At 65.3% G+C, this 25,234-nt stretch carries 17 protein-coding genes; 11 read left to right on the forward strand and 6 right to left on the reverse strand.

Annotation, left to right across the window (positions count from 1 at the left end; genetic code table 11):
- The first annotated feature begins 47 nt into the window (after positions 1–47).
- Positions 48–1,415: a VOC family protein gene (locus EO156_RS11445; RefSeq protein WP_016850645.1), complete on the forward strand. Its 1,368-nt coding sequence runs from the start codon at positions 48–50 to the stop codon at positions 1,413–1,415.
- 181 nt (positions 1,416–1,596) lie between these two features.
- Here EO156_RS11445 and EO156_RS11450 read toward each other — a convergent pair whose 3' ends face one another.
- The 3 genes from EO156_RS11450 to EO156_RS11460 form a co-directional block, all read right to left on the reverse strand.
- Positions 1,597–4,737, reverse strand: a complete 3,141-nt coding sequence (locus tag EO156_RS11450) for an efflux RND transporter permease subunit (RefSeq protein ID WP_005923030.1) — start codon at positions 4,735–4,737, stop codon at positions 1,597–1,599.
- 166 nt (positions 4,738–4,903) lie between these two features.
- Entirely contained in the window at positions 4,904–8,152 is a 3,249-nt protein-coding gene (locus tag EO156_RS11455) for an efflux RND transporter permease subunit (RefSeq protein WP_029829550.1), read from the reverse strand.
- 93 nt (positions 8,153–8,245) lie between these two features.
- Positions 8,246–9,490 (reverse strand): efflux RND transporter periplasmic adaptor subunit, encoded by a 1,245-nt coding sequence (locus EO156_RS11460; protein WP_016849343.1) that lies wholly within the window; start codon positions 9,488–9,490, stop codon positions 8,246–8,248.
- 259 nt (positions 9,491–9,749) lie between these two features.
- Here EO156_RS11460 and EO156_RS11465 point away from each other — a divergent pair, with 259 nt between their 5' ends.
- The 5 genes from EO156_RS11465 to EO156_RS11485 all read left to right on the forward strand — a co-directional run bounded on the left by EO156_RS11465 (position 9,750) and on the right by EO156_RS11485 (position 15,676).
- Positions 9,750–11,057: a M20 family metallopeptidase gene (locus EO156_RS11465; RefSeq protein ID WP_003484547.1), complete on the forward strand. Its 1,308-nt coding sequence runs from the start codon at positions 9,750–9,752 to the stop codon at positions 11,055–11,057.
- A gap of 158 nt (positions 11,058–11,215) precedes the next feature.
- A complete protein-coding gene (gene queF / locus EO156_RS11470) occupies positions 11,216–12,031 on the forward strand; it encodes an NADPH-dependent 7-cyano-7-deazaguanine reductase QueF (protein WP_003484546.1) in 816 nt (271 codons plus the stop codon).
- Positions 12,032–12,133: 102 nt separating this feature from the next.
- Positions 12,134–12,427 carry a LysM peptidoglycan-binding domain-containing protein gene (locus tag EO156_RS11475; protein WP_003484545.1) on the forward strand — a complete coding sequence of 98 codons (294 nt, stop codon included), beginning with the start codon at positions 12,134–12,136 and terminating at the stop codon, positions 12,425–12,427.
- 104 nt (positions 12,428–12,531) lie between these two features.
- A complete protein-coding gene (locus tag EO156_RS11480; RefSeq protein ID WP_005923041.1) occupies positions 12,532–13,089 on the forward strand; it encodes a hypothetical protein in 558 nt (185 codons plus the stop codon).
- A 355-nt stretch (positions 13,090–13,444) separates the two neighbouring features.
- Positions 13,445–15,676, forward strand: a complete 2,232-nt coding sequence (locus EO156_RS11485; protein WP_016849345.1) for an NADP-dependent isocitrate dehydrogenase — start codon at positions 13,445–13,447, stop codon at positions 15,674–15,676.
- A 71-nt stretch (positions 15,677–15,747) separates the two neighbouring features.
- On the opposite strand, the gene EO156_RS11490 is transcribed toward EO156_RS11485, so the two are convergent.
- Positions 15,748–16,008, reverse strand: coding sequence for a hypothetical protein (locus tag EO156_RS11490; RefSeq protein WP_003484542.1), 261 nt, complete (start codon positions 16,006–16,008; stop codon positions 15,748–15,750).
- A gap of 101 nt (positions 16,009–16,109) precedes the next feature.
- On the opposite strand from EO156_RS11490, the gene EO156_RS11495 reads away from it, so the two are divergent.
- Entirely contained in the window at positions 16,110–17,057 is a 948-nt protein-coding gene (locus EO156_RS11495; RefSeq protein WP_016849346.1) for a LysR substrate-binding domain-containing protein, read from the forward strand.
- Positions 17,054–18,793, forward strand: coding sequence for a bifunctional isocitrate dehydrogenase kinase/phosphatase (aceK, locus tag EO156_RS11500; RefSeq protein WP_003484508.1), 1,740 nt, complete (start codon positions 17,054–17,056; stop codon positions 18,791–18,793). Before EO156_RS11495 ends, aceK begins: the two co-directional genes overlap by 4 nt.
- A gap of 353 nt (positions 18,794–19,146) precedes the next feature.
- Here the strand turns inward: aceK and rho are convergent, their stop codons facing one another.
- On the reverse strand, positions 19,147–21,051 hold the full coding sequence (rho, locus tag EO156_RS11505; RefSeq protein WP_016849347.1) for a transcription termination factor Rho: 1,905 nt from the start codon (positions 21,049–21,051) through the stop codon (positions 19,147–19,149).
- A 215-nt stretch (positions 21,052–21,266) separates the two neighbouring features.
- Positions 21,267–21,608 carry a thioredoxin TrxA gene (trxA, locus tag EO156_RS11510; RefSeq protein WP_016849348.1) on the reverse strand — a complete coding sequence of 114 codons (342 nt, stop codon included), beginning with the start codon at positions 21,606–21,608 and terminating at the stop codon, positions 21,267–21,269.
- Between the two features lie 198 nt (positions 21,609–21,806).
- Here trxA and rhlB point away from each other — a divergent pair, with 198 nt between their 5' ends.
- The 3 genes from rhlB to ftsX all read left to right on the forward strand — a co-directional run bounded on the left by rhlB (position 21,807) and on the right by ftsX (position 25,234).
- Positions 21,807–23,525 (forward strand): ATP-dependent RNA helicase RhlB, encoded by a 1,719-nt coding sequence (gene rhlB, locus EO156_RS11515; protein ID WP_003484502.1) that lies wholly within the window; start codon positions 21,807–21,809, stop codon positions 23,523–23,525.
- Between the two features lie 75 nt (positions 23,526–23,600).
- Positions 23,601–24,287, forward strand: a complete 687-nt coding sequence (gene ftsE, locus EO156_RS11520; protein ID WP_003484499.1) for a cell division ATP-binding protein FtsE — start codon at positions 23,601–23,603, stop codon at positions 24,285–24,287.
- The gene (ftsX, locus tag EO156_RS11525) at positions 24,284–25,234 is read left to right on the forward strand and encodes a permease-like cell division protein FtsX (RefSeq protein WP_003484495.1); all 951 of its coding nucleotides are present in this window, start codon (positions 24,284–24,286) and stop codon (positions 25,232–25,234) included. Before ftsE ends, ftsX begins: the two co-directional genes overlap by 4 nt.

Genomic DNA, 25,234 nt, shown 5'->3' on the forward strand with positions numbered 1-25,234 from the left:
AATGCGGTACCGCTGGCGTTCGGCCGGCACCTGCCCAAGACCAGCCCATGCGCGATACCGCCTTTATCTCTCCCGATCAGATCCGCAGCTGGTTCGCCCAGGCGATGTCGGACATGTATCGCACCGAGGTGCCGTTGTATGGCGATCTGATGTCGCTGGTGGCGCAGGTCAACGCACAGACGCTGCAAGCCAATCCGGCGCTGGCGCAGCGGCTGCAGCGCAACGACGAGCGCGCGCGGCTGGATCTGGAACGGCACGGCGCCATCCGCGTCGGCACGGCGGCCGAACTGGCCACCTTGCGCCGGTTGTTCGCAGTGATGGGCATGCAGCCGGTGGGCTATTACGACCTGTCGGTGGCCGGCGTGCCGGTGCATTCCACCGCGTTCCGCCCGATCGATGAGGCGGCGCTGTCGGCAAATCCGTTTCGCGTGTTCACCTCGCTGCTGCGGCTGGAACTGATCGAAGACGCCGCCCTGCGCGAACAGGCACAGCAGATCCTGCAGCAGCGACAGATCTTTACCGTCGGCGCCTTGCAGTTGATCGAGCGCTACGAACAGCAGGGCGGGCTGGATGCCGACCAGGCACGGCAGTTCGTGGCCGAAGCGCTGGAAACCTTCCGCTGGCATGGCGATGCCACGGTGTCGTTGCCGACCTATCGCGCGCTGAGCCAGGCGCATAAGTTGATTGCCGATGTGGTGAGCTTCCACGGCCCGCACATCAATCACCTCACGCCACGCACGTTGGACATCGATGCGGCGCAGGAACAGATGCAGCGCGCCGGCATCGATGCCAAGGCGGTGATCGAGGGGCCGCCGCGTCGGCGCGTGCCGATCCTGTTGCGGCAGACCAGCTTCAAGGCGCTGGAAGAGCCGGTGCGTTTTGTCGGCGATGACGGGCAACCGGAACACGGCACGCATACCGCACGCTTTGGCGAGATCGAGCAGCGCGGCCTTGCCCTCACGCCAAAGGGCCGCGCGTTGTACGACGCGCTGCTGGCGCAGGCGCGCGATGCCGATGGCGCCGGCAGCACCGGCACCGATTACGCCACCCGGCTGCAGACTGCCTTCGTGGCCTTCCCCGACGACGAGGCGTTGCTCCGGCAGGAAGGGCTGGGCTATTTCCGCTATGCGCTCACCGACGCCGGCCGCGCCGATCCCGCGCAGGTGGCCGCCATGCCGGCAGAAACCGCGATCGCGCTCGGCTTGGTCAGTGCCGACCCGATCATCTACGAAGATTTTTTGCCGGTCAGCGCGGCCGGCATCTTCCAGTCCAACCTCGGTGGTGCCGAGCAACGCGCCTATGCCGCCCATTCGAGCAGGCGCAGTTTCGAGCAGGCGCTCGGTGCGCAGGTGCACGACGAATTCGCGCTGTATGCGCAGTTGGAGCGGGAGTCCCTGCAGGGGTTGCTGGCGTAGCACGCGCCGCATGCGGCGGCGTCGGCGGTATCAAGTGGGCTCAGCGCGTGCGCATGTGCTTGCTTTACGCAGGTGTCGTCGCACCACGGCATGGGTCGACACGCAGACGAGCGCCTGCGTGGTTCCGGTTGCTTCGCACCGAGGCTGCGCTGCCGGGCTGGGCGGTCAGTCGACGCAAACCTCAGTGCGCTTGGGCGGCCGGGCGACGCGCCGCTGCGCGTTCTGCCCGGCGTGCCCGCGCGCGGGCGCGACGCGCCTTCCAGCGCTCGCTCAGGCACGAGAAGATCACGTATAGCGCCGGCGTGCTGAGCAGGGTCAGGCTCTGCGAGAACACCAGCCCGCCGATCATCGCGATACCTAGAGGGCGACGCAGCTCCGAGCCCTCGCCCAGGCCCACCGCCAGCGGCACGGCGGCCAGGATCGCCACCATCGTGGTCATCATGATCGGGCGGAAGCGCACGATCGAGGCCTCGCGTGCGGCTGCGCGCGCATCCATGCCATGCACGCGCTGCGCCACCAACGCGAAGTCGATCATCATGATGGCGTTTTTCTTGACGATGCCGATCAGCAGCACCAGCGCGATCATCGAGATCACCGACAGTTCGGTGTTGGTGATGAACAACGCCAGCAGCGCGCCCACGCCGGCGGCCGGCAAGGTGGACAGGATGGTCACCGGATGGATCAGGCTCTCGTAGAGCATGCCCAGCACGATGTAGACGGTGAGCACCGCGGCCAGCAGCAGGATGCCCATCGAATTGGGACTGAGCTGCACGTTGAAGCTGTCGTCGCCACTGAGGCGGATGCCGTCGGGCATGCGCAGGCCCTCCACGGTGGATTTGATGATCAAGTCCGCCTCGCCCGTGCTGACGCCCGGTGCCAGGTTGTAGCTCAGCTCCATCGTGGTGTACTGGTTTTCGTGGATGATCTGCGGCGGCGCCAGGCCCGGTGCCTGGGTGGCGACCGCGGTGATCGGCACCATCTGCCCGGCACGGTTGGGCACGAAGATCTGATCCAGCGCCTTGGGGGTGGCTGTCTGCGAGGGCAGTGCATTGACCACCACGCTGTACTGATTGAGATCGGAATAGATGGTGGAAATCGAGCGCTGGCCGAACGCGCCATACAGCGCACCATCGATGGCGCCCACCGAGATGCCCAGGCGCGCCGCCTTGGCGCGGTCGATCACGATGTTCTGGCGCAGGCCGGCGGTATCCACGTCGGTACCGACATCGCGCAGGTGCGGGTTCTTTTTCAGCGCAGCCTGCAGTTTGGGAAGCCATTCCTGCAGCTGCGCCAGGTCGTTGCCCTGCAGCGACACGCGGTATTGCGCGCCCTGGCTGGTGCCGCCGCCGCCGTCGCTGGGCAGGTCCTGGATCGCCCGCAGGCGCAAGTCCAGGTCCGGGTAACGGTCGGCCTTGGCGCTCAGGCGCGCGACCACTTCGGCGGTGGTGTCGCGACGGCCCTCATCGCGCTTTTTGAGCTCGATATTGAACGATGCGCTGGAGCCCTGACGGCCGGAGCCCAGGCGTGCGCCGACGGTTTTCACCGCCGGGTCGGCCATCAGCATGTCGGTGATGCGGCGCTGGCGGCTGACCATGTCGGCAAACGACACCGTGGCGCTGGAATTGGCGCGGCCCCAGATCAGGCCGGTGTCCTGCGCGGGGAACGAGCCCTTCTTGACCGCACTGCCCAGAAAGATGGTGGCGGCGATCAGCAACAACGGCGTCAACGACAGCAGGAGTGCGTGGCGCAGCGAGAAATCCAGCGCCACCGTGTACGCGCGCAGCATGCGTTCGTGCATGCGGTCCAGCCAGGCGCCGAAACGGCCGGGTGTTTCAGGCTCGGCGTGCGGCGACAGGAAACGACTGCACAGCGCCGGCGTCAAGGTCAGCGAGACCAGCATCGACACCACGATCGCCGCCACCAACGTCACGGTGAACTCGCGGAAGAACGCACCGATCATGCCGCTGGCGAACAGCATCGGGATGAACACCGCCACCAGCGACGCGGTGATCGACACGATGGTGAACCCGATCTCGCGCGCACCGGCCAACGCCGCGTCCAGGCGCGACATGCCTTCGTCCAGATGGCGCATGACGTTTTCGATCACCACGATCGCATCGTCGACCACGAAGCCAATCGCAATGACCAACGCCAGCAGGCTGAGGTTGTTCAAGGTGAAGCCGAGCACGTACATCACCAGCGCCGAGCCGGCCAGCGACAGCGGCACGGTGACAGCGGCGATCAGGGTGGGCGCGAGCCGGCGCAGGAACAGCGCCATGGTCAGGATCACCATCGCCAGGCTGATCATCAGCGTGGCCTGCACCTCGTGCAGCGAGGCGCGAATGGTGGGCGTGCGGTCGAAGTAGGGCGTGAGCGTGGTGCCGGGCTGCAGATAGCTACGCAGTTCGGGAATCTGCGCCTTCACCTGGTCGACGGTCTCGACGATGTTGGCGCCGGCGCGGGTGAAGGCGTACATCACCACCGCCGGTTTGCCGTCGAACCAGGCGGCTTGATAGGCATCCTGCTGGCCGTCGTAAACGGTGGCCACATCGCCCAGGCGCACGATGCGCCCGTTGGACTGGGTGGAGATCGCCAGCTGCGCAAAATCGGCGGCCTTGGACACCGAATCGTTGGAGATGATGGCCATGGTGGTGTTGCCGTCGGACAGGAATCCGGTCGGCGAGGTCACATTGGCCGCGCGCACCGCATTGCGCAGATCGTCCGGTGTCAGGCCCAGCGCGTTGAGTGCGCGCAGGTCCACGTCCACGCGTACTGCCGGGGTGGACGCACCGGCGATGTCCACCGAGCTGATGCCGGTGATCTGGCGCAGCCGCTGCGCCAGCAGCGAATCGGCCACGTTGTAGAGCTCATCGGCCGATTGCGTCTCCGAGGTCAACGCGATGGCGATCACCGGGTCGTCGTTCGGGTTGGCCTTGGAGTACATCGGCGTTCCTAGCCCGGAGGGCAGGTCCGATTGCGATGCGTTGATCGCGGTCTGGATGTCCTGCGCGGCCGAATCGATGTTGCGGCTGCTCTGGAACACCAGTACGACCAGGCTGCTGCTCTCCGAGCTGGACGAGCGCATGCGGTCGATCCCGGGCAACTGGCCCAGGTGACGTTCCAGCGGCGCGGTGACGGTGGAGGCCATGGTGCTGGCGTCGGCACCGGATTGGGTGGCGTGCACGAAGATGATCGGAATCTGGATGTTCGGCAGCGCCGCCACGCCCAGCCGCAGGTAGCACATCAATCCGATCACGAACAAACCGATCGCCAGCAGCGAGGTGCCGATGGGGCGCTTGATGAAGGGCGCGGAGATGTTCATGGGGTGACTGCCGGGAATCGGGAATCGGGATTCGGGAACTGGGATTCGGGAATCGGGAATCGGTAAGGGCCAGAACCAAAGCCGAAGCCAAGGCGGCTACCCCGCGTGTGCGCGAGCGGGCGATGCCGCGGGCCAGTAGACCGATCAGCGATGCCGCTACCGGTCCTCATGCCGGGCGCTCCGAGGTCGGCGCCGGGTTGATGCCGTCACGGCGTGCCGCCCGCCGCGCCCGCCATGCGCGCAGGCGCTCGCCGGCGCGTTCCATGTACAGATAAATCACCGGGGTGGTGTACAGCGTGACCAGCTGCGACAGCAGCAGGCCGCCGACGATCGCAATGCCCAGCGGGCGGCGCAGTTCCGAGCCGATGCCGGTGCCCAGCGCCAGCGGCAACGCGCCCAGCATGGCGGCAGCGGTGGTCATCATGATCGGGCGGAAGCGCAGCAGGCAGGCGCGCCGGATCGCATCGTGCGCAGTCGCCCCCTCGCGGCGTGCGTCGATGGCGAAGTCGATCATCATGATGGCGTTCTTCTTGACGATGCCGATCAGCAGCACGATGCCGACGATGCCGTCCACCGACAGGCTCAGCCCGCACATCATCAGCGCCAGCAACGCACCGACACCGGCCGGCGGCAACGTGGAGATGATGGTCAACGGGTGGATGTAGCTTTCGTACAACACGCCCAGCACGATGTAGATCACCACGATCGAGGCCAGCAGCAGCCACACGATGTCGGTCTGGCTGCCGGTGAATTCGGCGGCCTTGCCGACGAACTGCGCATGCACCTGGGTCGGAATCTTGAGTTCTTCGCGCGCCTTCTCGATCGCCGCCACCGCCTGCGACAACGAATGCCCCGGCGCCAGGTTGAACGAGATGGTGACGGCCGGCAGCTGCTGCTGGTGGCTCACCACCAACGGTGTGTTGGTGACCTTGGCCTCGGCCAGCGCGGCCAGCGGAATGATGCTGCCGGCACCGACCACGATGCCGGTGTTCTGCGCGCCTACGCCGGTGGCAGTGGACGAGTTGGACGAGGTGACCTGGCCGAAGCTGGTGGCGTTGGTGCCGGTGAGCGCGCCGCTGCCGTTGCTGGCCACCGCCAGCTGGTTCATCAAGGCGGTGCTGGTGCGGAATTCCGGCGCAACTTCCAGCACGACGCGGTACTGATTGAGCTCGGTGAAGATGGTGGAGATCTGGCGCTGGCCGAAGGAGTCGTACAGCGTGTCGTCGATGGTCTGCATCGGCACGCCGAGCATGCTGGCCTTGTCGCGGTCGATGCTCAGTTCCAGCGCACGCCCCTGGTTGGCCAGGTTGTTGTCCACGTCCGCCAGCTCGGGCAACTTGCGCATTGCCTCGGTCATGCGCCCGGCCCAGGTGGCCAGCTCGCTGCTGTCCACGTCCGAGATCGAATACTGGTATTCGGTCGCGGCCACCCGCGTGTCCAGGGTGACGTCCTGTACCGGCTTGAGGAACAAGGCCACGCCCGGAATGCCGGCCACTGCGTTCTGCAGGCGCGGCAGCACCTCGTCCAGGCCCTCGCGGTCGCCGCGCGTCTTCAGCACGATCGACAGCTGGCCCTGGTTGAGCGTGGGGTTCATGGTGCCGGCGCCGATGAAGGCTGCCACGCCGGTCACCGCCGGGTCCTTGCGCAACGCGGCGGCCACCGCCTGGGTGCGTTGCTCCATCTGCGGGAACGCCACGTTCTGGTCGGCCTGCACCACACCGGTGATCAGGCCGGTGTCCTGCTCGGGCAGCAAGCCCTTGGGAATGGCCACATACAGCACCACCGTCAACGCCACCGCACCGATCGCCACGGCCAGGGTCAGCGGTTGGTGGGCAAGCACCCAGTCCAGGCTGCGCTCATAGGCGCCCACGGTGCGCGTCCACAGGTTGGTCTTGCCGGCCGCGCTCGCGCGCTCGTGCGCGTCTTCGCCTTCGGGCAAGGCATCGGGCTTGAGCAGGTAGGCGCACATCATCGGCGTCAACGTCAGCGACACCAGCATCGAGATGACCACCGCAATCGACAGCACCCACGCAAACTCGTGGAATAACCGACCGGTGACGCCCGGCATCAACAGCAGCGGCAGGAACACCGCCACCAGCGACACGGTCAGCGACAACACGGTGAAGCCGATCTGCTTGGCGCCGATTTCAGCCGCTTCCGGCCCGCTCTTGCCCTGTTCGATGTAGCGCACGATGTTCTCGATCATCACGATCGCATCGTCGACCACGAACCCGGTCGCCACCACCAGCGCCATCAAGGAGAGGTTGTCCAGCGACATGCCGGCGAAGGCCATCACCCCGAAGGTGCCGGCCAGCGACAACGGCACCGCCACCGAGGGAATGATGGTGGCCCACAGCCGGCGCAGGAACACGAAGATCACCGCCACCACCAGCGCGATGGTCAGCACCAGGGTGAACTTCACCTCATGTACCGAGGCGCGGATGGTTTCGGTGCGGTCGGAGAACACCTCCAGATGCACATCGGCCGGCAACACCGATCGCAGCTGCGGCAGGATGTTGCGGATCTGCTCCACCGTCTGCACGATGTTGGCGCCGGGCTGGCGGCGGATCTCCAGCAGCACCGCCTGTTTGCCGTCGGCCCAGGCGGCAAGCTGATCGTTCTCCACCCCATCGACCACGTTGGCCACGTCGGCAAGCCGCACCGGGCGGCCGTCCTTGTAGCTGATGATGGTCTCGCGGTACTGCGCCGCGTCGGTGAGCTGGTCGTTGGTGCCGATACTGTAGGACTGGGTCTTGCCGTTGAGCGAGCCCTTGGGCGCACTGACGTTGGTCTGGGTCAGCGCGCTGCGCAGCGACTCCATGGTCAGGCCCATGTTCGACAGCTGCGCCGGGTTGACCTGGATGCGCACCGCAGGGCGCACGTTGCCGGCGATCGACACCAGGCCCACACCCGGCACCTGCGACAGGCGCTGGGCCAGGATCGCATCCGCATAGCGGTTGACCTCGCGCAGCGGCAGCGAATCGGAGGTGAGCTTGAGCGTGAGAATCGCCGCATCGGCCGGATTGACCCGGTTATAGACCGGTTGGTACGGCAGCGAAGAGGGCAGGGTGGCCTGGCGGATCGCCGCCTGCACGTCCTGCGAGGCGATATCGATATCGCGCTCCATCGAGAACTGCAGAATGATCGTGGACAGGCCCGCCGACGAATCGGAGGTCATCATCTGCAGGCCGGAAATCTGCCCGAACTGGCGCTCCAGCGGCGTGGTCACCAGCGAGGCCATGGTGGTCGCATTGGCGCCGGGGTACTGGGTGGTGACGACCAGGCTGGGCGCGTCGATTTCCGGCAATGCCGAGACCGGCAATTGACGGTAGCCCAGGATGCCCAGCAGCAGGACGCCGGCCATCAACAACGAGGTGGCGATCGGGCGGCGGATGAAGATGGTCGAAAAGCCCACGGGGGGTGTCCTTGCTGAAGACGTCAGTCGAAGCCGGCGCATGCAGCGCCGGCGCACATCGGCGACGGAGGTTCCGTCGCCGATGGTCGAGAATTAGCGCGGACCGCCGCCACGACGGCCGCCGGGGCCACCACCACGGCTCTGTTTGTCCTTCGCGGCCTTAAGTTCGGCCTCGGTCGGTTCCGGCGGCGTCTCGCCCGGCTTGAGCGCGCTGACCTTGCTGCCCGGTTTCAGGCGGAACTGGCCTTCGGTCACCACCCGCTCGCCGGGCTTGAGGCCCTTGGTGATCTGCACATGGCTGTCGTCCACTTCCACGCCCTGCATCACGGTGCGCATCTGTGCGGTGTTGTCGCTGCCCACCACGTACACGTAATCGCCGTCAGGGCCGCGCTGCACCGACTGGGACGGCACCACGGTACCGCCGGCGATGGTGCGCAGCTGCAGGCGCACATTGACGAACTGGCCCGGCCATAGCGCGTTGTCGGTGTTGTTGAAGATCGCGCGTGCGCCGAAGGTGCCGCTGTCGGCGGAGATGCGGTTGTCGATCACATCCAGCTTGCCGTCGCTGCTGATCACATGCGCATCGCCGCGATCCAGTGCCGCCACGGCCAGTGGCGCCGCCGTCTGACCGGTACGCACTGCCTGCAACTCACGCTCGGGCAGGTTGAAAGACACGTAGATCGGGCGGATCTGGGTCAGGGTGACGATCGTGGAGCTGCTGGTGACGATGTTGCCCACGTCCACGCCACGGATGCCGGCGATGCCGTCGATCGGCGCAGTGACGCGGGTGAACTGCAATTGCACCTGCGCCGAGCGCATCTGCGCATCGTTGGCCGCAACCGCGGCCTCGTACTGGGCCACCTGGTTGCGTTGGGTATCCAGATCCGTGCGCGAGACATACTGCTTGTAGGCCGGGTCGTTGGAACGCTGGTAATTCACCCGCGAGGTCGCCAACAGCGCCTGGTTCTGGCGTTTGGCCGCCAGTGCCTGGTCGTAGCTGGCCTGCAGCGTGCGCGGATCGATCTGCGCCAGCAGATCGCCCTTCTTCACTTCCTGGCCTTCCTTGAAATTCAGGCTCATCAGCTGGCCGCCCACCTGCGGGCTGACCGTGACCGTATTGAGCGCGGTGACCGTGCCTAGCGCGCTGGCATAGACCGGAACGTCCTGCGTGGTGGCCGCCACCACCGTTACCGGTACCGGGCCGCTGTTGTCCGGGTCATTGCCGTCCGGCGCGCTCGCGCGCTTGCCGTGATTGCCCGCACCCATCATCCGCACTGCGACGAACACCACGACGAGCACCGCGACAACCAGCAGTGTGACCTTCCAAAAACGCGACATGCGACAACTCCTGAGGGCGGGCCGGGCGCGTGGATGCGACCGTGGGGGCGGCTGTGCAAAGCATATCGTTGCGCTCTCCCAATTGAGCGTTACTGAAGTAACGGCTCGGCTGGCGAAACGACCGCAACGGTCACACTTGCACTGCAGCGGCAACGCGCCACGGCGACCGCGGTTGACCGCCGGGCTGAATCGGGCCCCACTACAGCCCATCCGGCACGCGCCTGCACTACATTAGGCAACCATCTTTTGAGGATTGCCGATGCGCCCCTCCCGCTTGCTGACCAGCGCGCTGCTGCTCGCCCTGCCCATGCTCGCCACCGCGCAGACTGCGCAGCGGCCCGACGTTCAGGCCGCTGCCGCCCCGCTGCAGGCCAAGGTGGTGCAGTGGCGCCGCGACTTCCACCAGCACCCGGAGTTGTCCAACCGCGAGGAGCGCACGGCCGCCACCGTGGCCGCGCAGCTGCGCAAGCTGGGCCTCAAGCCGCGCACCGGCATCGCCCATCACGGCGTGGTGGCCATCATCAAGGGCGCCAAGCCGGGGCCGAAGATCGCGCTGCGTGCGGACATGGACGCGCTGCCGGTGACAGAGCAGACCGGGCTGCCGTTCGCTTCCAAGGCCACTGCCGAATACCGCGGCGAGCAGGTCGGGGTGATGCATGCCTGCGGCCACGATGCGCACACCGCCATCCTGCTCGGCGTGGCCGAAGCGCTGGTGGGCATGCGCGAGCAGTTGCCCGGCGAAGTGATGCTGATCTTCCAGCCCTCCGAAGAAGGCGCCCCAGGCAACGAAGAGGGCGGCGCCTCGCTGATGCTCAAGGAAGGTCTGTTTGCCGACTTCAAGCCGCAGGCGGTGTTCGGCCTGCATGTGTTCTCCAGCGTGCAGGCCGGCAAGATCGCGGTGCGCAGCGGCCCGCTGATGGCGGCCTCGGACCGCTTCGCGATCAAGATGATCGGCCGCCAGACCCATGGCTCGGCGCCGTGGAACGGCATCGACCCGATCGTGGCCAGCGCCGACATGATCGGCGCCGCGCAAACGGTGATCAGCCGCCGCGCCAATCTGTCCAAGCAGCCGGCGGTGCTCAGCTTCGGCGCGATCAAGGGCGGCATCCGCTACAACATCATCCCCGACGATGTGGAAATGGTCGGCACCATCCGCACCTTCGACGAGGGCATGCGCCAGCAGATCTTTGCCGATCTCAAGAACGTGGCCGAACACACCGCCGCCGCGCATGGGGCCAAGGTCCAGGCGCAGGTGCCGGATCAGCCGGGCAATCCGGCCACCGTCAACGACCCCGCACTGACGGCCAGGATGCTGCCAAGCCTGCAGGCCGTGGTGGGTGCCGACAATGTGTACGAACCGCCGTTGCAGATGGGCGCTGAAGATTTCTCGTTCTACGCCCAGCAGGTTCCGTCGATGTTCTTCTTCGTCGGCTCCACCGCCAAGGGTATCGACCCGGCCACCGCACCCAGCAACCATTCGCCGCAGTTCCTGCTGGACGAGTCGTCGCTGGATGTGGGCTTGCGCGCGCTGTTGCAGGTGTCGCTGGATTATCTGCAGCAGGGGTGATGGGGAATGGGGAATCGTCCGTGGGCTGGGCGATTCCCGCTTTCGCTGGTTGGGCCGGTGGCTCGATTCTGGAGCGGCGATCTTCGGGTTTTCCATTCGCTCTCTGTCACGCGTTGCCATACATCTCACGGCCAGCCCGTGCGGCCTAAAATGGCGACATGAATACCCCAGAAGATTCCACCCTCGGTCGTGAGGTCGCCTATCCGAGCGGCTACGACCCGTCGTTGCTGTTTCCGATTCCGCGTGCGGCCGGGCGCCAGGCCATCGGGCTGACTGGTGACCTGCCGTTTATCGGCCGCGATCGCTGGCACGCCTACGAACTCAGCTGGCTCGATGCACAGGGCAAGCCCTGCGTAGCCACCGCCACCTTGCACGTGCCCTGCGATTCGCCCTCGTTGATCGAATCCAAGTCGCTCAAGCTGTATCTCAACTCGCTCAACGCCACCCGCTTCAACAGCGCCGAAGCGGTGCGCACGCGCATTGCGACCGACCTGTCCACGCGCGCCGGTGCCGATGTGGCGGTGGAGTTCGGCCTGCCGCCGATCGATGCGGTGGGCGAGGGCGAATCCATTGATGCACTGGATCTCAGCATCGACGATTACGGCCCGCCGAACGCGGCCTATCTCTGCGCGCATGCGCAGCCAGTGGTGGAAGAAGTGCTGACCTCGGCCTTGCTCAAATCCAATTGCCCGGTGACTGGCCAGCCGGATTGGGCCAGTGTCACCTTGCGTTACCGCGGCGCACCGATCGATCGCGAGGGATTGCTGCGTTATCTGGTGAGTTTCCGCGACCACGCCGAGTTTCATGAGCAATGCGTCGAGCGCATCTTCAACGACGTGCTGACGCAGTGCGCGCCGCAGTGGCTGGTGGTGGAAGCGCGCTACACACGTCGTGGCGGCCTGGACATCAATCCGCTGCGCAGCTCGGCCAGTGTCCCGACGCCGCTGTCGATTTTCCGCGACCTGCGTCAGTAGATCGCGCTCATGCGGGATCGCGCGGGCTTCACGGCGGCGCGATCCATGCTTAACAGCGCCCCGCGCACCCTGCTGACACCGCGATGCACAGGGATTGCAGCAATGAGTGTCGACAAGAAGGCAGATTTCTCCAACGTCACCTCATCGGTCGATAGCACCGCCGAGGTGACGCCTGCGCCCGATTTTTCCAACGTGCGCACCAGTGTACAAAGCACCGCACAGCTCGTTGAAGAATCGGTGACCGTCCAGGCCGGCGACAGCCTCTCCAGTATTGCCAAGCGCCATCTAGGCGACGGCAATCTGTGGCCACGTATTTTCGAAGCCAACCGCGAAACGCTGCAGGACCCGGACAAGATCTTTCCCGGGCAGGTGCTGCGCTTGCCCGCAAAGTCGTAACGGCGGGTCGGCTTCCAGTCGCTGGCGGCAACGTCATTCAACAAACCCAGAAACCAACTCGAACACTGCCACTGCAGGCGTTCTGGCTACCGGAGAATCGATTTATGCGTACTACCTCTGTTTCGAGCAGCTTGGCCCTGGCGTTGGCGGGCGTTCTCGCCGTGTCTGGCTGCAGCAAGAAGGCCGACGACGACAGCGTTTCCAAAGACCCCACTTCCGGTGCCGCGACCGAAGCGATGCCCGGCCCGGCCGCCACCCCGCCGGCGAGCGATCAGGCAGCCCAGGGCAGCGCAACCGGTGCGGCCAGCACCGATGGCGGTGCTGCGACCGGTAGCGCAGTGACGGTGTCCAGCGTGGCCGTCGGCACCCAGGCCGCAGCCGACAAGACGGTGACCCCGGCGACCAGTGTCGGCAGCAAAGACACCATCATCGTCTCGGTCAAGACGGACGGCAGCGCGAGCAACGTGGCCGTATCGGCAAAGCTGACCTACCAGGATGGTCAGGTGGCTGGCGAACAGAACGCGACGTTGAACACCACCGGTGCCGAAACCACCAACCTGAGCTTCAGCAAGCCCGATGGCTGGCCGGCCGGCACCTACACCGCGCAGGTCATGGTGGACGGCAAGCCTGCAGGCAATCCGCAGACCATCACCGTCAAGTAAGGTTGGGCGACATTGGCGGTGTACAGCATCGGCTGCGCGTCGCCACCGATCCCGTCGACCGATGGCTCGACATTTCACTGAGCCACGCAAACAGGGCGCGACCGATCAAGTCGCGCCTTTTTGTTGCATCGCATTTGTTTCAGCTGCATCCATGTCGATTGCCCTGGTGACGGGACGTAGCATCCGCCTGTGGTCGCTTTACCCGGGCGCGGCTCAGACGCGACAATGCCGTGCTGATCCATCGCCGCATCCAACCCTGGCTAACCGGTGTGCATCAACGACCCCCGTCGCGCGCACCACTGCCATCGTCCGTGAATGCCGGCGCTCCTCCCGACCACAAGAGCCATCGCACCTCATGTCGAAGACACCGAAGATCCTGTACACGCTCACCGACGAAGCACCCTACCTGGCCACGCAGTCGCTGCTACCGATCATCGATGCCTACACCGATACCGCCGGCATCGTGGTCGAAACGCGCGATATCTCGCTGGCCGGGCGCATTCTTGCGCTGTTTCCCGAGCATTTGAGCGACACGCAGAAGATCGCCGACGACCTGGCCGAACTGGGCGAGCTGGCCACCACGCCGGAAGCCAACATCATCAAGCTGCCCAACATCAGCGCCTCGGTGCCGCAGCTCAAGGCCGCGATCAAGGAGCTGCAAGGCCAGGGCTACGCGTTGCCGGCGTATCCGGACGAGCCCAAGGATGCTGCGGAAAAAGACATCAAGGCGCGCTACGACAGGGTCAAGGGCAGCGCGGTGAATCCGGTGCTGCGCGAGGGCAATTCCGATCGTCGTGCACCGCTGTCGGTGAAGAATTACGCACGCAAGCACCCGCACCGCATGGGCAAGTGGAGCAGCGATTCCAAGTCGCACGTGTCGCACATGGAGTCCGGCGATTTCTTCGGTAGCGAGCAGTCCGCCACCATCGCCGACGCCGGCACGTTGAAGATCGAATTCGTCGGTGCCGATGGCAGCAGCACCGTGCTGAAAGACAAGGTCGCGGTCAAAGCCGGCGAAATCGTCGACGCTGCGGTGTTGAGCAAGCGCGCTCTGGCCAGCTTCATCGACGCGCAGATCGCCGATGCCAAGGCCCGCGACGTGCTGTTCTCGGTGCATCTGAAAGCCACCATGATGAAGGTCTCCGACCCGGTGCTGTTCGGCGTGGTGGTCGGCGAGTTCTACAAGGACACGCTGAGCAAGCATGCCGATGCGCTCAAGTCGGTCGGCTTCGATCCCAACAACGGCATCGGCGATCTGTACGCACGCATCGGCACGTTGCCGGAAGAGCAGCAGGTACAGATCACTGCCGATATCCAGGCCGAATACGCGCAGCGTCCGGGCCTGGCGATGGTCAATTCGGACAAGGGCATCACCAACCTGCATGTGCCCAGCGACGTGATCGTCGATGCTTCCATGCCGGCGATGATTCGCGACTCCGGCCAGATGTGGAACGCGCAAGGCAAGTTGCAGGACACCAAGGCGGTGATTCCGGATCGTTGCTACGCGGACGTGTATCAGGCGGTAATCGACGACTGCAAGGCGCATGGTGCGTTCGATCCGTCCACGATGGGCTCGGTGCCCAACGTGGGGCTGATGGCGCAGAAGGCCGAAGAATATGGCTCGCACGACAAGACCTTCCAGATGTCCGGCGCCGGCACCGTCAAGGTCACCGATGGCAACGGCAAGACGGTGTTCGAGCACGCAGTGGAAGCCGGCGATCTGTGGCGCATGTGCCAGGTCAAGGACGCGCCGATCCAGGATTGGGTGAAGCTTGCCGTGGAGCGCGCACGTCTGAGCGAGACGCCTGCGGTGTTCTGGCTGGACAAGGCGCGCGCGCACGATGCGCAGGTGATCGCCAAGGTCGAGCAGTATCTGAAGGATCACGACACCAACGGCCTGGATATCCGCATCCTGCCGCCAGTGGAAGCGACGACCTTCTCGCTGGAGCGCATCCGCAAGGGTCAGGACACCATCTCGGTCACCGGCAACGTGCTGCGCGACTACCTCACCGACCTGTTCCCGATCATGGAGCTCGGTACCAGTGCCAAGATGCTGTCCATCGTGCCGCTGATGGCCGGCGGCGGCCTGTTCGAAACCGGTGCCGGTGGTTCGGCGCCCAAACATGTGCAGCAGTTCGTCGAAGAGAACTGCCTGCGCTGGGATTCGCTGGGGGAATTCCTGGCCCTGGCCGCGTCGCTCGAGCACCTGGGCAACCGTTACGACAACCCATCGGCCACCGTGCTGGCCAAGGCGCTGGATGTCGCCAACGGTCAGTTCCTGGACAACAACAAGTCGCCCGCGCGCAAGGTCGGCGAGCTCGACAACCGCGGCAGCCACTTCTATCTGGCGATGTACTGGGCACAGGCCCTGGCTGCGCAGACCGAAGACATGGCTTTGCAGGCCAAGTTCGCGCCGCTGGCCAAGGCCCTGACCGGGAACGAAGCCACGATCATGGCCGAGCTCAACGGCGCGCAGGGCAAGCCGGTGGAGATTGGCGGTTACTACCATCCCGACTTGGCCAAGGTCAGCGAGGCGATGCGCCCCAGCAAGACCTTCAACGACATCCTGGCCACGCTCAAGGCCTGAGTCGCCGCGCCGCCTGCTGTCTCCGCATGTCGTCTGCAAGGCCCGTCTCGGAAGAGACGGGCCTTGTCGTTTCAGCGAAACGGCGACAATGCCGTCACGCCACGCAGCAGGCGTTGGCTGAGCCGCGCCATGCGTCGCTCGCGCCGGGTTTGCGAAGGCGGATCGGTCATCGTCTGCACGTTTGGCTGTGGCCGCACGGGAGATCCAAGCGATTCCCTTGCGGTGTGCCGTTGCATCGCCTCCACTGCCGTGTCCGGTTCCGCCAGGCGCTGGGCCAGCGCCACATCGGCAATGTGGCCGTGCTGAAACAACAGTTCGCTAAAGATGCGCATGACTCACCTCCACTTGAGTGGAATCCACAGTAGGCGCAGGCTAGGGGACGTAAAAGCGAGGCTTTTACAAGTGAGTATTGAATTCCATTCAAGGGTTGGCCATGTCGCGTCCGCCGCTTCACGCATTGCAAGGCTTCGTCAGCGCGGTACGCCTGGGTAACCTGTCGCGCGCCGCTGGTGCGATGCATCTGACCGTCAGCGCACTTAGTCATCAGATGCGCGCGCTCGAACAACGGCTGGGATATCCGCTGCTGCAACGGCATGCGCGCGGCGTCACCGCCACGCCGCAGGGCCAACAACTGCTCGAGCGCATCGCACCGCATCTGGACGCCATCGCCGAGGCGTTCGAGCCCTTCGGTGCGCGTCGCGAAGACACCCTGACGCTGAGTCTCACGCCGTCGATGGCATCGGCCTGGCTGGTGCCGCGCCTGGGCGAATTTCTGGCAAGTCATCCCACCATCGAAATCAACCTGCTGTCGAGCGAGCGGCTGGTGGATTTCGAGCGCCAGCAGCAAGTGGATGCCGCCATGCGTATCGGCGCCGGGCAATGGCCTGGCGTCATCGCCGAGCCATTGTTCGACGAATGGCTGGTGCCCATGGCTAGCCCGGCCCTGATCGACCGCATGGGCGGCGTGAAGGCGCCACCCTTGCATCAGTGGCCACTGCTGGGCGACCCGGATGACGCCTGGTCGCGCTGGTTCGCGGCGTTCGGCGGCGATGTGCCGCGACGCTATGTCGCCGTGCTCGACGAATCGGAGGCACACCATCGTGCCGCCTTGGATGGCGTCGGCGTCGCACTGGGGCGCGTGACGCGCGCGCGTCTGTTGCTGGCGTCCGGCCAGCTGGTGGCGTTGTCCACGCAACGGCTCAAGACCAGTTGGTCGCATTACCTGGTGTATCCGCCGCGTTCCAGCACCCATGGCGGGTTTCTCGCGTTTCGCACCTGGCTACAGGGCCAGGCGCGCGAACACGCCGCGCATGCGCAACAGGCGACCGCCACGCCACTGGCCGCGCGTCGCCGCAAGCGCTCCGGGACACCGTCGCCATGAACCATCCATCGTTGCCACCACAATCCGAGCGCCGCGCGCTGGCGATCGCCCAGGCCGTGTACGAAGCGTTCGAGGACTATCACGCGCGCTTTTCCGAAATCACCGCATGCGCCAAACAGCGGTTCGAAACACGCGACTGGAGCGGCGCGCGCGAAGACGCAGTGGCGCGCATCGCGCTCTACGACCAATACATCGCCGAATGCATGTTGCGTCTGCGCGCAGTACTGCTGGGTCAGGCGCACGACCGAGCGCTATGGATGCGTGCGCGCGATCGTTACGCTGCGTTGCTGAGCGGGTTGATCGACCAGGAGTTGTACAAGACGTTCTACAACACCCTGACCCGGCGCTACTTCGGTACCCACGGCGTCGATGCGGACATCGAATTCATCGCCCTGGATATCGAACCGACCGACGCCATCACCGTGCCTGTTGCGCGCCACACGTATGCGGTCTCGCCCGGCCGCCTGACCGACATGCTGGTGCGGGTGCTAGGCGACTACGCGTTCGCCGTGCCGTATGCGCACCGCACCCGCTGCGCGGCTGCCATCGCGGTGCGTCTGCTAGACGACCTGGCGCATTGGGGCGAGCATCCGGTGCGCAGCGTGGAATTGCTGGAGACGGTGTTCTATCGCGAGCGGCGTGCGTATCTGGTCGGACGCGTGTTCGGCGAACATCGCTTTTCGCCATGCGTGATCGCGCTGATCAACGACGACGCCGGCCTGCGCGCCGAAGCGGTGCTGACCCGACGCAGCGATGTCGCGCAATTGTTCAGTAACTCGCGCAGCTATTTTCAAGCCGACCTGTCCACTGTCGGCGATGCGGTGGTGTTCCTGCGCAGCCTGCTCACCCACAAGCCGGTCGATGAGCTATACACGATGCTGGGCCGCGCCAAGCAGGGCAAGACCGAGCGTTACCGCACGTTTTTCAGCCATTTTCAAGCGCATCCGTCCGAACAGCTGGTGCACGCCGATGGCACTCCCGGCATGGTCATGGTGGTCTTTACGCTGCCTAGTTATCCGCTGGTCTTCAAACTCATTCGCGACCGCTTTGCGTATCCCAAAACCATGAGCCGCGCGCAGGTGGAGGGTAAGTACGAATTGGTCTTCCAGCTCGACCGCATCGGCCGCCTGCTCGACGCGCAGCCGTATCGTTTCCTGCGTTTCCCCAAGGCGCGCTTTTCGCCGGCGCTGCTGCAAGAGCTGCAGACCAGCTGCGCGATGAGCCTGAGCGAAGACGGCGACGATGTCCTGATCGCACTGTGCTATGTGCAGCGCCGGTTGCGCCCGTTGAATTTGTACCTGCGCGAACAGTTGCCCGAAGCCGCGCATGCCGCAGCGCTGGACTACGGCCAAGCCATCAAGGACATGGCGCGCAACAACATCTTTCCCGGCGACATGTTGCTGAAGAATTTCGGCATTACCCGCCATCAGCGCGCGGTGTTCTACGACTACGACGAGCTGTGCCTGATCACCGAATGCAACTTCCGCGATTGGCCGACACCCGCCACCTACGAAGAACAGATGGCCGCAGAACCCTGGTTCCATGTCGGCCCGCGCGACGTCTTTCCCGAGCGCTTCGCCTTGTTCATGGGCCTGCCCTCCTCGCAACTGGAAGCGGTCAAGCACCAGCACCCGGAACTGTTCGACCCACGCTGGTGGCGCGACCTGCAGAGCCGGCTTCGCGACGACGATTATCCCGACACCCCGCCATATGCGGAGTCGCGCAGGCTGGCCTAGAGCGTTGCGGAGCGCTCGCCGCGCAGCTTACCTTGGCGCCAGCCCAGCCCAGCCCAGCCCAGCCGAGCCGGCGCCACGCAGCACCCGCTCCGCACAGCTGGCGGCCAACGCATCTCATCTCAACGTGCATCACACGCTCTAGCGATTTACCGGCAGCGGCAGGACGAGCGACGGCCCGGATGCGCTGCCTGCCAGTGGATTGTTCTCCGCACGCGGAGAAGGTGTTCGCCTGGTCACACCGCTGCAAGTAAGTTGAGAGCGGCTGACGGAGGACACTAAAGGCTGCGCGACAGTCGCCTCATACAAAAAGCCCCGCAATGCGGGGCTTTTTCGTCTCGATAAACCGATTGAACTCAGCGCTTCATCGAACTGAAGAACTCGTCGTTGGACTTGGTGGTCTTCATCTTGTCCAACAGGAATTCCATTGCTGCGATTTCGTCCATCGGGTGCAGCAGCTTGCGCAGGATCCAGATCTTCTGCAGCAACTCCGGCTCGATCAGCAGATCTTCGCGACGCGTGCCCGAACGGTTGATGTCGATTGCCGGGTACACGCGCTTTTCGGTGATGCGACGGTTCAGATGCACTTCGCTGTTGCCGGTGCCCTTGAACTCTTCGTAGATCACCTCGTCCATCTTGCTGCCGGTTTCCACCAGCGCCGTGGCGATGATGGTCAGCGAGCCGCCTTCTTCCACGTTACGCGCCGCGCCGAAGAAGCGCTTCGGGCGGTGCAACGCATTGGCATCCACACCGCCGGTGAGCACCTTGCCGGAGCTGGGCACTACGTTGTTGTAGGCGCGCGCCAGGCGGGTGATGGAGTCCAGCAGGATCACCACGTCCTTCTTGTGCTCGACCAGGCGCTTGGCCCGCTCGATCACCATCTCGGCGACCTGCACGTGACGCGCAGCCGGCTCGTCGAACGTGGAGGAGATGACTTCGCCGCGCACGGTGCGCTGCATTTCGGTCACTTCTTCCGGGCGCTCGTCGATGAGTAGCACGATCATGTGCACTTCGGGATGATTGGTGGTGATGGCCGTGGCCACCTGCTGCATCATCATCGTCTTACCGGCCTTGGGCGGGGAGACGATCAGCGCACGCTGACCCTTGCCCTGCGGTGCCATCAGATCGAGGATGCGGCCGGTGATGTCCTCGGTGGAGCCATCGCCACGCTCCAGACGGAAGCGGCGGCGCGGGAACAGCGGGGTCAGGTTCTCGAACAGGACCTTGTTCTTGCTCGCTTCCAGCGGCTCGCCATTGATGGTGTCGACGATCGACAGCGCGAAATAGCGTTCGCCGTCCTTCGGGAAGCGGATGCGGCCGGAGAGGTGGTCGCCGGTACGCAGGTTGAAGCGGCGGATCTGGCTGGGCGAAATATAGGTATCGTCCGGGCCGGCCAGGTAGCTGGCTTCTGCCGCACGCAGGAAACCGAAGCCGTCGGGCAGGATTTCCAGCACGCCGTCGGCGGCAACGCCTTCACCATGACGGGTCAGCACCTTGAGCAGGGCGAAGATCACGTCCTGCTTGCGCGCACGCGCCACGCCTTCCTGAATATTGAGCTGGTCGGCGATATCCAGCAGCTTCTGCGCCGGCATCCGCTTGAGGTCGCTCAGCGAATACACCGGAAAACCTTCCGGCACGGCCGGATGCGGACGCGCGATGAACGGTTCGTTGCTGCCGTCGGACGAGGGCATGCCGCCGTCGTTGCCGAAGCGGTCGCGCGGGCCGCGATCGCGGCGGTTGCGGAACCGGTCACGGCGGTTGCCCTGCTGGTTCTGGCCTTGCTGGTTTTGACCCTGACCCTGACCCTGACCCTGACCGCCCTGGCCTTGCTGATGCTGGCCGGCGTTTTGGTTTTGGTTCTGGTTCTGGTTCTGGCCCTGCTGCTGACCTTGGCCTTGGCCCTGGTTCTGGCCTTGATTCTGGTTCTGCTGTTGCTGCGCCTGATTGAAGCGCTGCTGCTGCGACTGGCCGCCCTCGCGGGGCTCGCCGTGGGTGTCGCTGCCGTGGCCGGCGCTGGGCGCCTGACCGGCCTGGGCGCCATCGCTGGACGTCTGCGCCGGTGCCGGATCGGCAGCGCGCGACGGTGCCTGCGCGGCACGGGGTGCTTCGGGTACGGGACTGGCGGGCAAGGGCAGGTTGGGCTGCTGTGCGCCAGCCTCTTCAGTGGCGGCGGCGGTCTTGCTCACGCGCGGCTTGCGCACGCGCTTCTCGACGGGAGCGTCGACGCTGCTCCCGGTATCGGAGGAAGGATGATCGGACAAGTGCGTGATTCCTCGCTAAGGTGCGAGCGCCCAACTAGGGGGCGAACTGGTGGTAGATGGGAGTCTAGAAGAGGTTCTAGAGGGTGCGGCGGCGCACGAACGTGTGCCGGACCAACTGACACTATCACCGCCGCGCGTTGCCGCGCAAGCGTCTTGCCGGGCACGATTTAACTGCCGGCGCATCATCGGGCGCCCATTGCTGGACGCCCGCTTGCTCAGGCGGCCGCGCCACCCAGGGTCTTGTCGATCATCTGGGTCAGCTGGCCCTTGCCGACGGCACCGATCTGGGTCGCCTGCACCTGCCCGTCCTTGAACAGCAACAGCATCGGAATCGAGCGCACGTGGTACTTGATGGCCAGCGCACGGTTCTGGTCCACATTGACCTTGGCAACCTTGAGGCGGCCCTGATAGGTGTCGGCCAGATCGTTCAGCACCGGGGCGATCATCTTGCATGGGCCGCACCACTCGGCCCAGAAATCCACCAGAACCGGTTCGCCCGATTGCAGTACAGCTGTGTCGAAGTCGGCATCGCCGACATGTTGAACCTTATCGCTCACCTTGGGTCTCCTGGAAACCAAAACGGCCCACCCGAACGGGCAGGCCGCTACATTGCGCTAAACTGGGGCATTGCGCGACTGAATCAAGTGTCAGTCCTGAAGCCGCGCTGTCCGCCACAACAGCCGCAGTTTGCGACGCTGTCGGCATCGATGCAAGCCGCGCCCGGGCTGCCCAGGGCGCCTCACGAAGACGGAATAATGAGCGACAAACCGCTGACCGATGTGACCTTTTCCTCGTTCGACCTGCATCCGGCCTTGATCGCCGGGCTGGAGAGCGCCGGGTTTACCCGCTGTACCCCGATCCAGGCGCTGACCTTGCCGGTCGCGCTGCCGGGCGGCGATGTCGCCGGCCAGGCCCAGACCGGTACCGGCAAGACCTTGGCATTTCTGGTCGCGGTGATGAATCGGCTGCTGATCCGCCCGGCCCTGGCCGACCGCAAGCCGGAAGACCCGCGCGCGCTGATCCTTGCGCCGACCCGCGAGCTGGCGATCCAGATCCACAAGGATGCGGTCAAGTTTGGCGCCGACCTGGGCCTGCGCTTTGCGCTGGTCTACGGCGGGGTGGATTACGACAAGCAGCGCGAACTGTTGCAGCAGGGCGTGGACGTGATCATCGCCACCCCGGGCCGCCTGATCGACTACGTCAAACAGCACAAGGTGGTCTCGCTGCACGCCTGCGAGATCTGCGTGCTGGACGAAGCCGACCGCATGTTCGACCTGGGCTTCATCAAGGACATCCGCTTCCTGCTGCGGCGCATGCCCGAGCGCGGCACCCGGCAGACGTTGTTGTTCTCGGCCACCCTCAGCCACCGCGTGCTGGAGCTGGCCTACGAGCACATGAACGAGCCGGAGAAGCTCGTTGTCGAAACCGAAAGCATCACCGCCGCGCGGGTGCGCCAGCGCATCTATTTCCCGTCCGACGAAGAGAAGCAGACGCTACTGTTGGGCTTGCTGTCGCGCAGCGAAGGCGCGCGCACCATGGTGTTCGTCAACACCAAGGCCTTCGTGGAGCGCGTGGCGCGCACCCTGGAGCGGCATGGCTACCGGGTGGGTGTGCTGTCGGGCGATGTGCCGCAGAAGAAGCGCGAGTCGCTGCTCAACCGCTTCCAGAAAGGCCAGCTCGAAATCCTGGTCGCCACCGACGTGGCCGCGCGCGGTCTGCATATCGACGGCGTCAAGTACGTCTACAACTACGACCTGCCGTTCGACGCCGAAGACTACGTCCACCGCATCGGCCGCACCGCGCGTCTGGGCGAGGAAGGCGATGCGATCAGCTTCGCCTGCGAACGCTATGCGATGAGCCTGCCCGACATCGAGGCCTACATCGAGCAGAAGATTCCGGTCGAGCCGGTGACGTCCGAACTGCTGACGCCGCTGCCGCGCGCGCCACGCGTGCCGGTGGAAGGCGAAGAGGCCGACGATGACGCTGCTGGCGACAGTGTGGGCACGATCTTCCGCGAAGCGCGCGAGCAGCGTGCCGCCGAAGAACAGCGTCGCGGTGGTGGGCGCGGTGGCCCCGGCGGGTCGCGCAGCGGCAGTGGCGGTGGTCGCCGCGATGGCGCAGGTGCCGATGGCAAGCCGCGTCCGCGTCGCAAGCCACGGGTGGAAGGCCAAGCGCCTGCAGCTGCGGCGTCGACCGAACATCCGGTGGTTGCTGCAGTAGCGGCACAGGCACCTTCCGCGGGCGTGGCCGATGCCGAGCGCGCACCACGCAAGCGTCGGCGTCGTCGTAACGGTCGTCCGGTCGAGGGTGCCGAGCCGGCAGTGGCATCCACGCCGGTTCCCGCGCCTGCCGCACCGCGCAAGCCCACCCAGGTGGTTGCCAAGCCGGTGCGTGCCGCCGCCAAGCCGTCGGGTAGCCCGTCGCTGCTCAGCCGGATCGGCCGCCGACTGCGTTCGCTGGTCTCCGGCAACTGACCGTTTGCGGCACTGATCGCATCGCCGCGCATCGGCGATGCGACGCAAGCACTGGCGCTCCGGCATAATCGCTGAATGACCGTTCTGCGTTTCGACAACGTCAGCAAGCACTACGCCGGTGGCCACCAGGCGCTGACCGATGTCAGCTTCGAAGTGGCCGATGGCGAGATGCTGTTCGTGACCGGCCATTCCGGCGCCGGCAAAAGTACCTTGCTCAAACTGATCCACCTCAGCGAACGCCCGAGTCAGGGCGCGGTGCTGCTGGGCGAACGTAACCTGCTCAAGGTGCGTGGCCGGCAGATTCCGCTGCATCGGCGTCAGGTGGGCGCGGTCTATCAGGACCACCGTCTGCTCAACGACCGCAGCATCGCCGAGAACGTGGCCTTGCCGCTGATCTTGCGCGGCACCCGGCGTGCCGAGATCGGCAAACGCGTGCGCTCGGCATTGGAGCGCATCGGTCTGGCCCATCGCGAGAAAGCCCTGCCGTCGCAATTGTCTGCCGGTGAGCAGCAACGCGTTGGCATCGCGCGCGCCATCGTCGGCGAACCGCGGCTGCTGGTGGCCGATGAGCCCACCGGCAATCTCGACCCCGCACTGGCCGCGGAAATCATGCAGTTGTTCGCCGAACTCCCGGCCCGTGGCACCAGCGTGCTGGTGGTCAGCCACGACCTGGCGCTGCTCAAGCAGATGCGCAAGCGCGTGCTGATTCTGGATCACGGCCGCCTGGTCGACGACATCTCGCCGCAGGACCTGGCCGAATGAGCAAGCCCGCCAATACCGAAACCGTCGCGCCGTCGCGGTTCGGCGTGTGGATCGACCATCATCTGCACAGCATCGCCTTCAGCCTGGGCCGTGCGATGCGCAAGCCGTGGGCCACCTTGTTGACCATCGTGGTGATGGCCCTGGCGCTGGCCCTGCCGTTGGGGCTGTCGATCGCGCTGGATAACGTCAAGCTGCTGGCCGGCAGCGTGCAGCAATCGCGCGAGATCAATCTGTTCCTGAAGGTCGACGTGGCCGCCGATGCGGCGCAGGCGCTGGCCGGCGAGCTGCGTGCACGTCCGGATGTGGCCAAGGTCACGCTGCGTACGCCCGAACAGGGTTTGGCCGAGCTGCGCGAGAGCGCCAAGCTCGATGAAGCGGCCGATGCGCTGGGCGACAACCCGCTGCCCACCTTGTTGATCGTCACTCCCGCCGATGCGACCGACGACGCGCAGCTGGCCGGTGCGCTACAGGCGCTGCCGCAGACCGATCAGGTGCAGCACGACGCGCTGTGGCGCAAGCGCCTGGATGGCTGGTTGCATTTCGGCGAGCGCCTGGTCCAGGTATTGTCTGCCCTGCTCGGGATCGGTGCGGTGCTGGTGGTCGGCAACACCGTGCGGCTGGACATCCAGTCGCGGCGCGAAGAAATCGGCGTGCTGCAGTTGCTCGGCGCCAGCGATGGCTTCATCCGTCGTCCGTTCTTGTATCTGGGCGCGTGGTACGGACTCGGCGCCGGCGCTGTCGCGCTCGCTCTGATCGCCGCCTCGGGCCTGGCATTGCGTGCGCCGTTGGCGACATTGGCCGACAGTTACGGCAGTTCTTTTACCCTGCACGGGCTGGATCTGTTGCATTCTGCGATGGTGCTGGTCGGCACCTTAGTCCTGGGTTGGTTGGGTGCCTGGCTGGTGACCGGCCATTTCCTTCGCCAGACCCGTCCTACCGAGACCTGA

It is taken from the genome of Xanthomonas sp. DAR33341 (assembly GCF_003992815.1).
In the GTDB taxonomy this organism is placed as follows: domain Bacteria; phylum Pseudomonadota; class Gammaproteobacteria; order Xanthomonadales; family Xanthomonadaceae; genus Xanthomonas; species Xanthomonas cissicola.

Bases quoted from the DNA above. Each gene is read 5' to 3' on its own strand.
- EO156_RS11490 (WP_003484542.1), bottom strand. From the start codon at position 16,008: ATGCGCATCTTTAGCGAACTGTTGTTTCAGCACGGCCACATTGCCGAT.
- ftsX (WP_003484495.1), top strand. From the start codon at position 24,284: ATGAGCAAGCCCGCCAATACCGAAACCGTCGCGCCGTCGCGGTTCGGC.
- ftsE (WP_003484499.1), top strand. From the start codon at position 23,601: ATGACCGTTCTGCGTTTCGACAACGTCAGCAAGCACTACGCCGGTGGC.
- rhlB (WP_003484502.1), top strand. From the start codon at position 21,807: ATGAGCGACAAACCGCTGACCGATGTGACCTTTTCCTCGTTCGACCTG.
- aceK (WP_003484508.1), top strand. From the start codon at position 17,054: ATGAACCATCCATCGTTGCCACCACAATCCGAGCGCCGCGCGCTGGCG.
- EO156_RS11485 (WP_016849345.1), top strand. From the start codon at position 13,445: ATGTCGAAGACACCGAAGATCCTGTACACGCTCACCGACGAAGCACCC.
- EO156_RS11475 (WP_003484545.1), top strand. From the start codon at position 12,134: ATGAGTGTCGACAAGAAGGCAGATTTCTCCAACGTCACCTCATCGGTC.
- EO156_RS11495 (WP_016849346.1), top strand. From the start codon at position 16,110: ATGTCGCGTCCGCCGCTTCACGCATTGCAAGGCTTCGTCAGCGCGGTA.
- EO156_RS11480 (WP_005923041.1), top strand. From the start codon at position 12,532: ATGCGTACTACCTCTGTTTCGAGCAGCTTGGCCCTGGCGTTGGCGGGC.
- EO156_RS11465 (WP_003484547.1), top strand. From the start codon at position 9,750: ATGCGCCCCTCCCGCTTGCTGACCAGCGCGCTGCTGCTCGCCCTGCCC.
- EO156_RS11445 (WP_016850645.1), top strand. From the start codon at position 48: ATGCGCGATACCGCCTTTATCTCTCCCGATCAGATCCGCAGCTGGTTC.
- EO156_RS11450 (WP_005923030.1), bottom strand. From the start codon at position 4,737: ATGAACATCTCCGCGCCCTTCATCAAGCGCCCCATCGGCACCTCGCTG.
- EO156_RS11460 (WP_016849343.1), bottom strand. From the start codon at position 9,490: ATGTCGCGTTTTTGGAAGGTCACACTGCTGGTTGTCGCGGTGCTCGTC.
- queF (WP_003484546.1), top strand. From the start codon at position 11,216: ATGAATACCCCAGAAGATTCCACCCTCGGTCGTGAGGTCGCCTATCCG.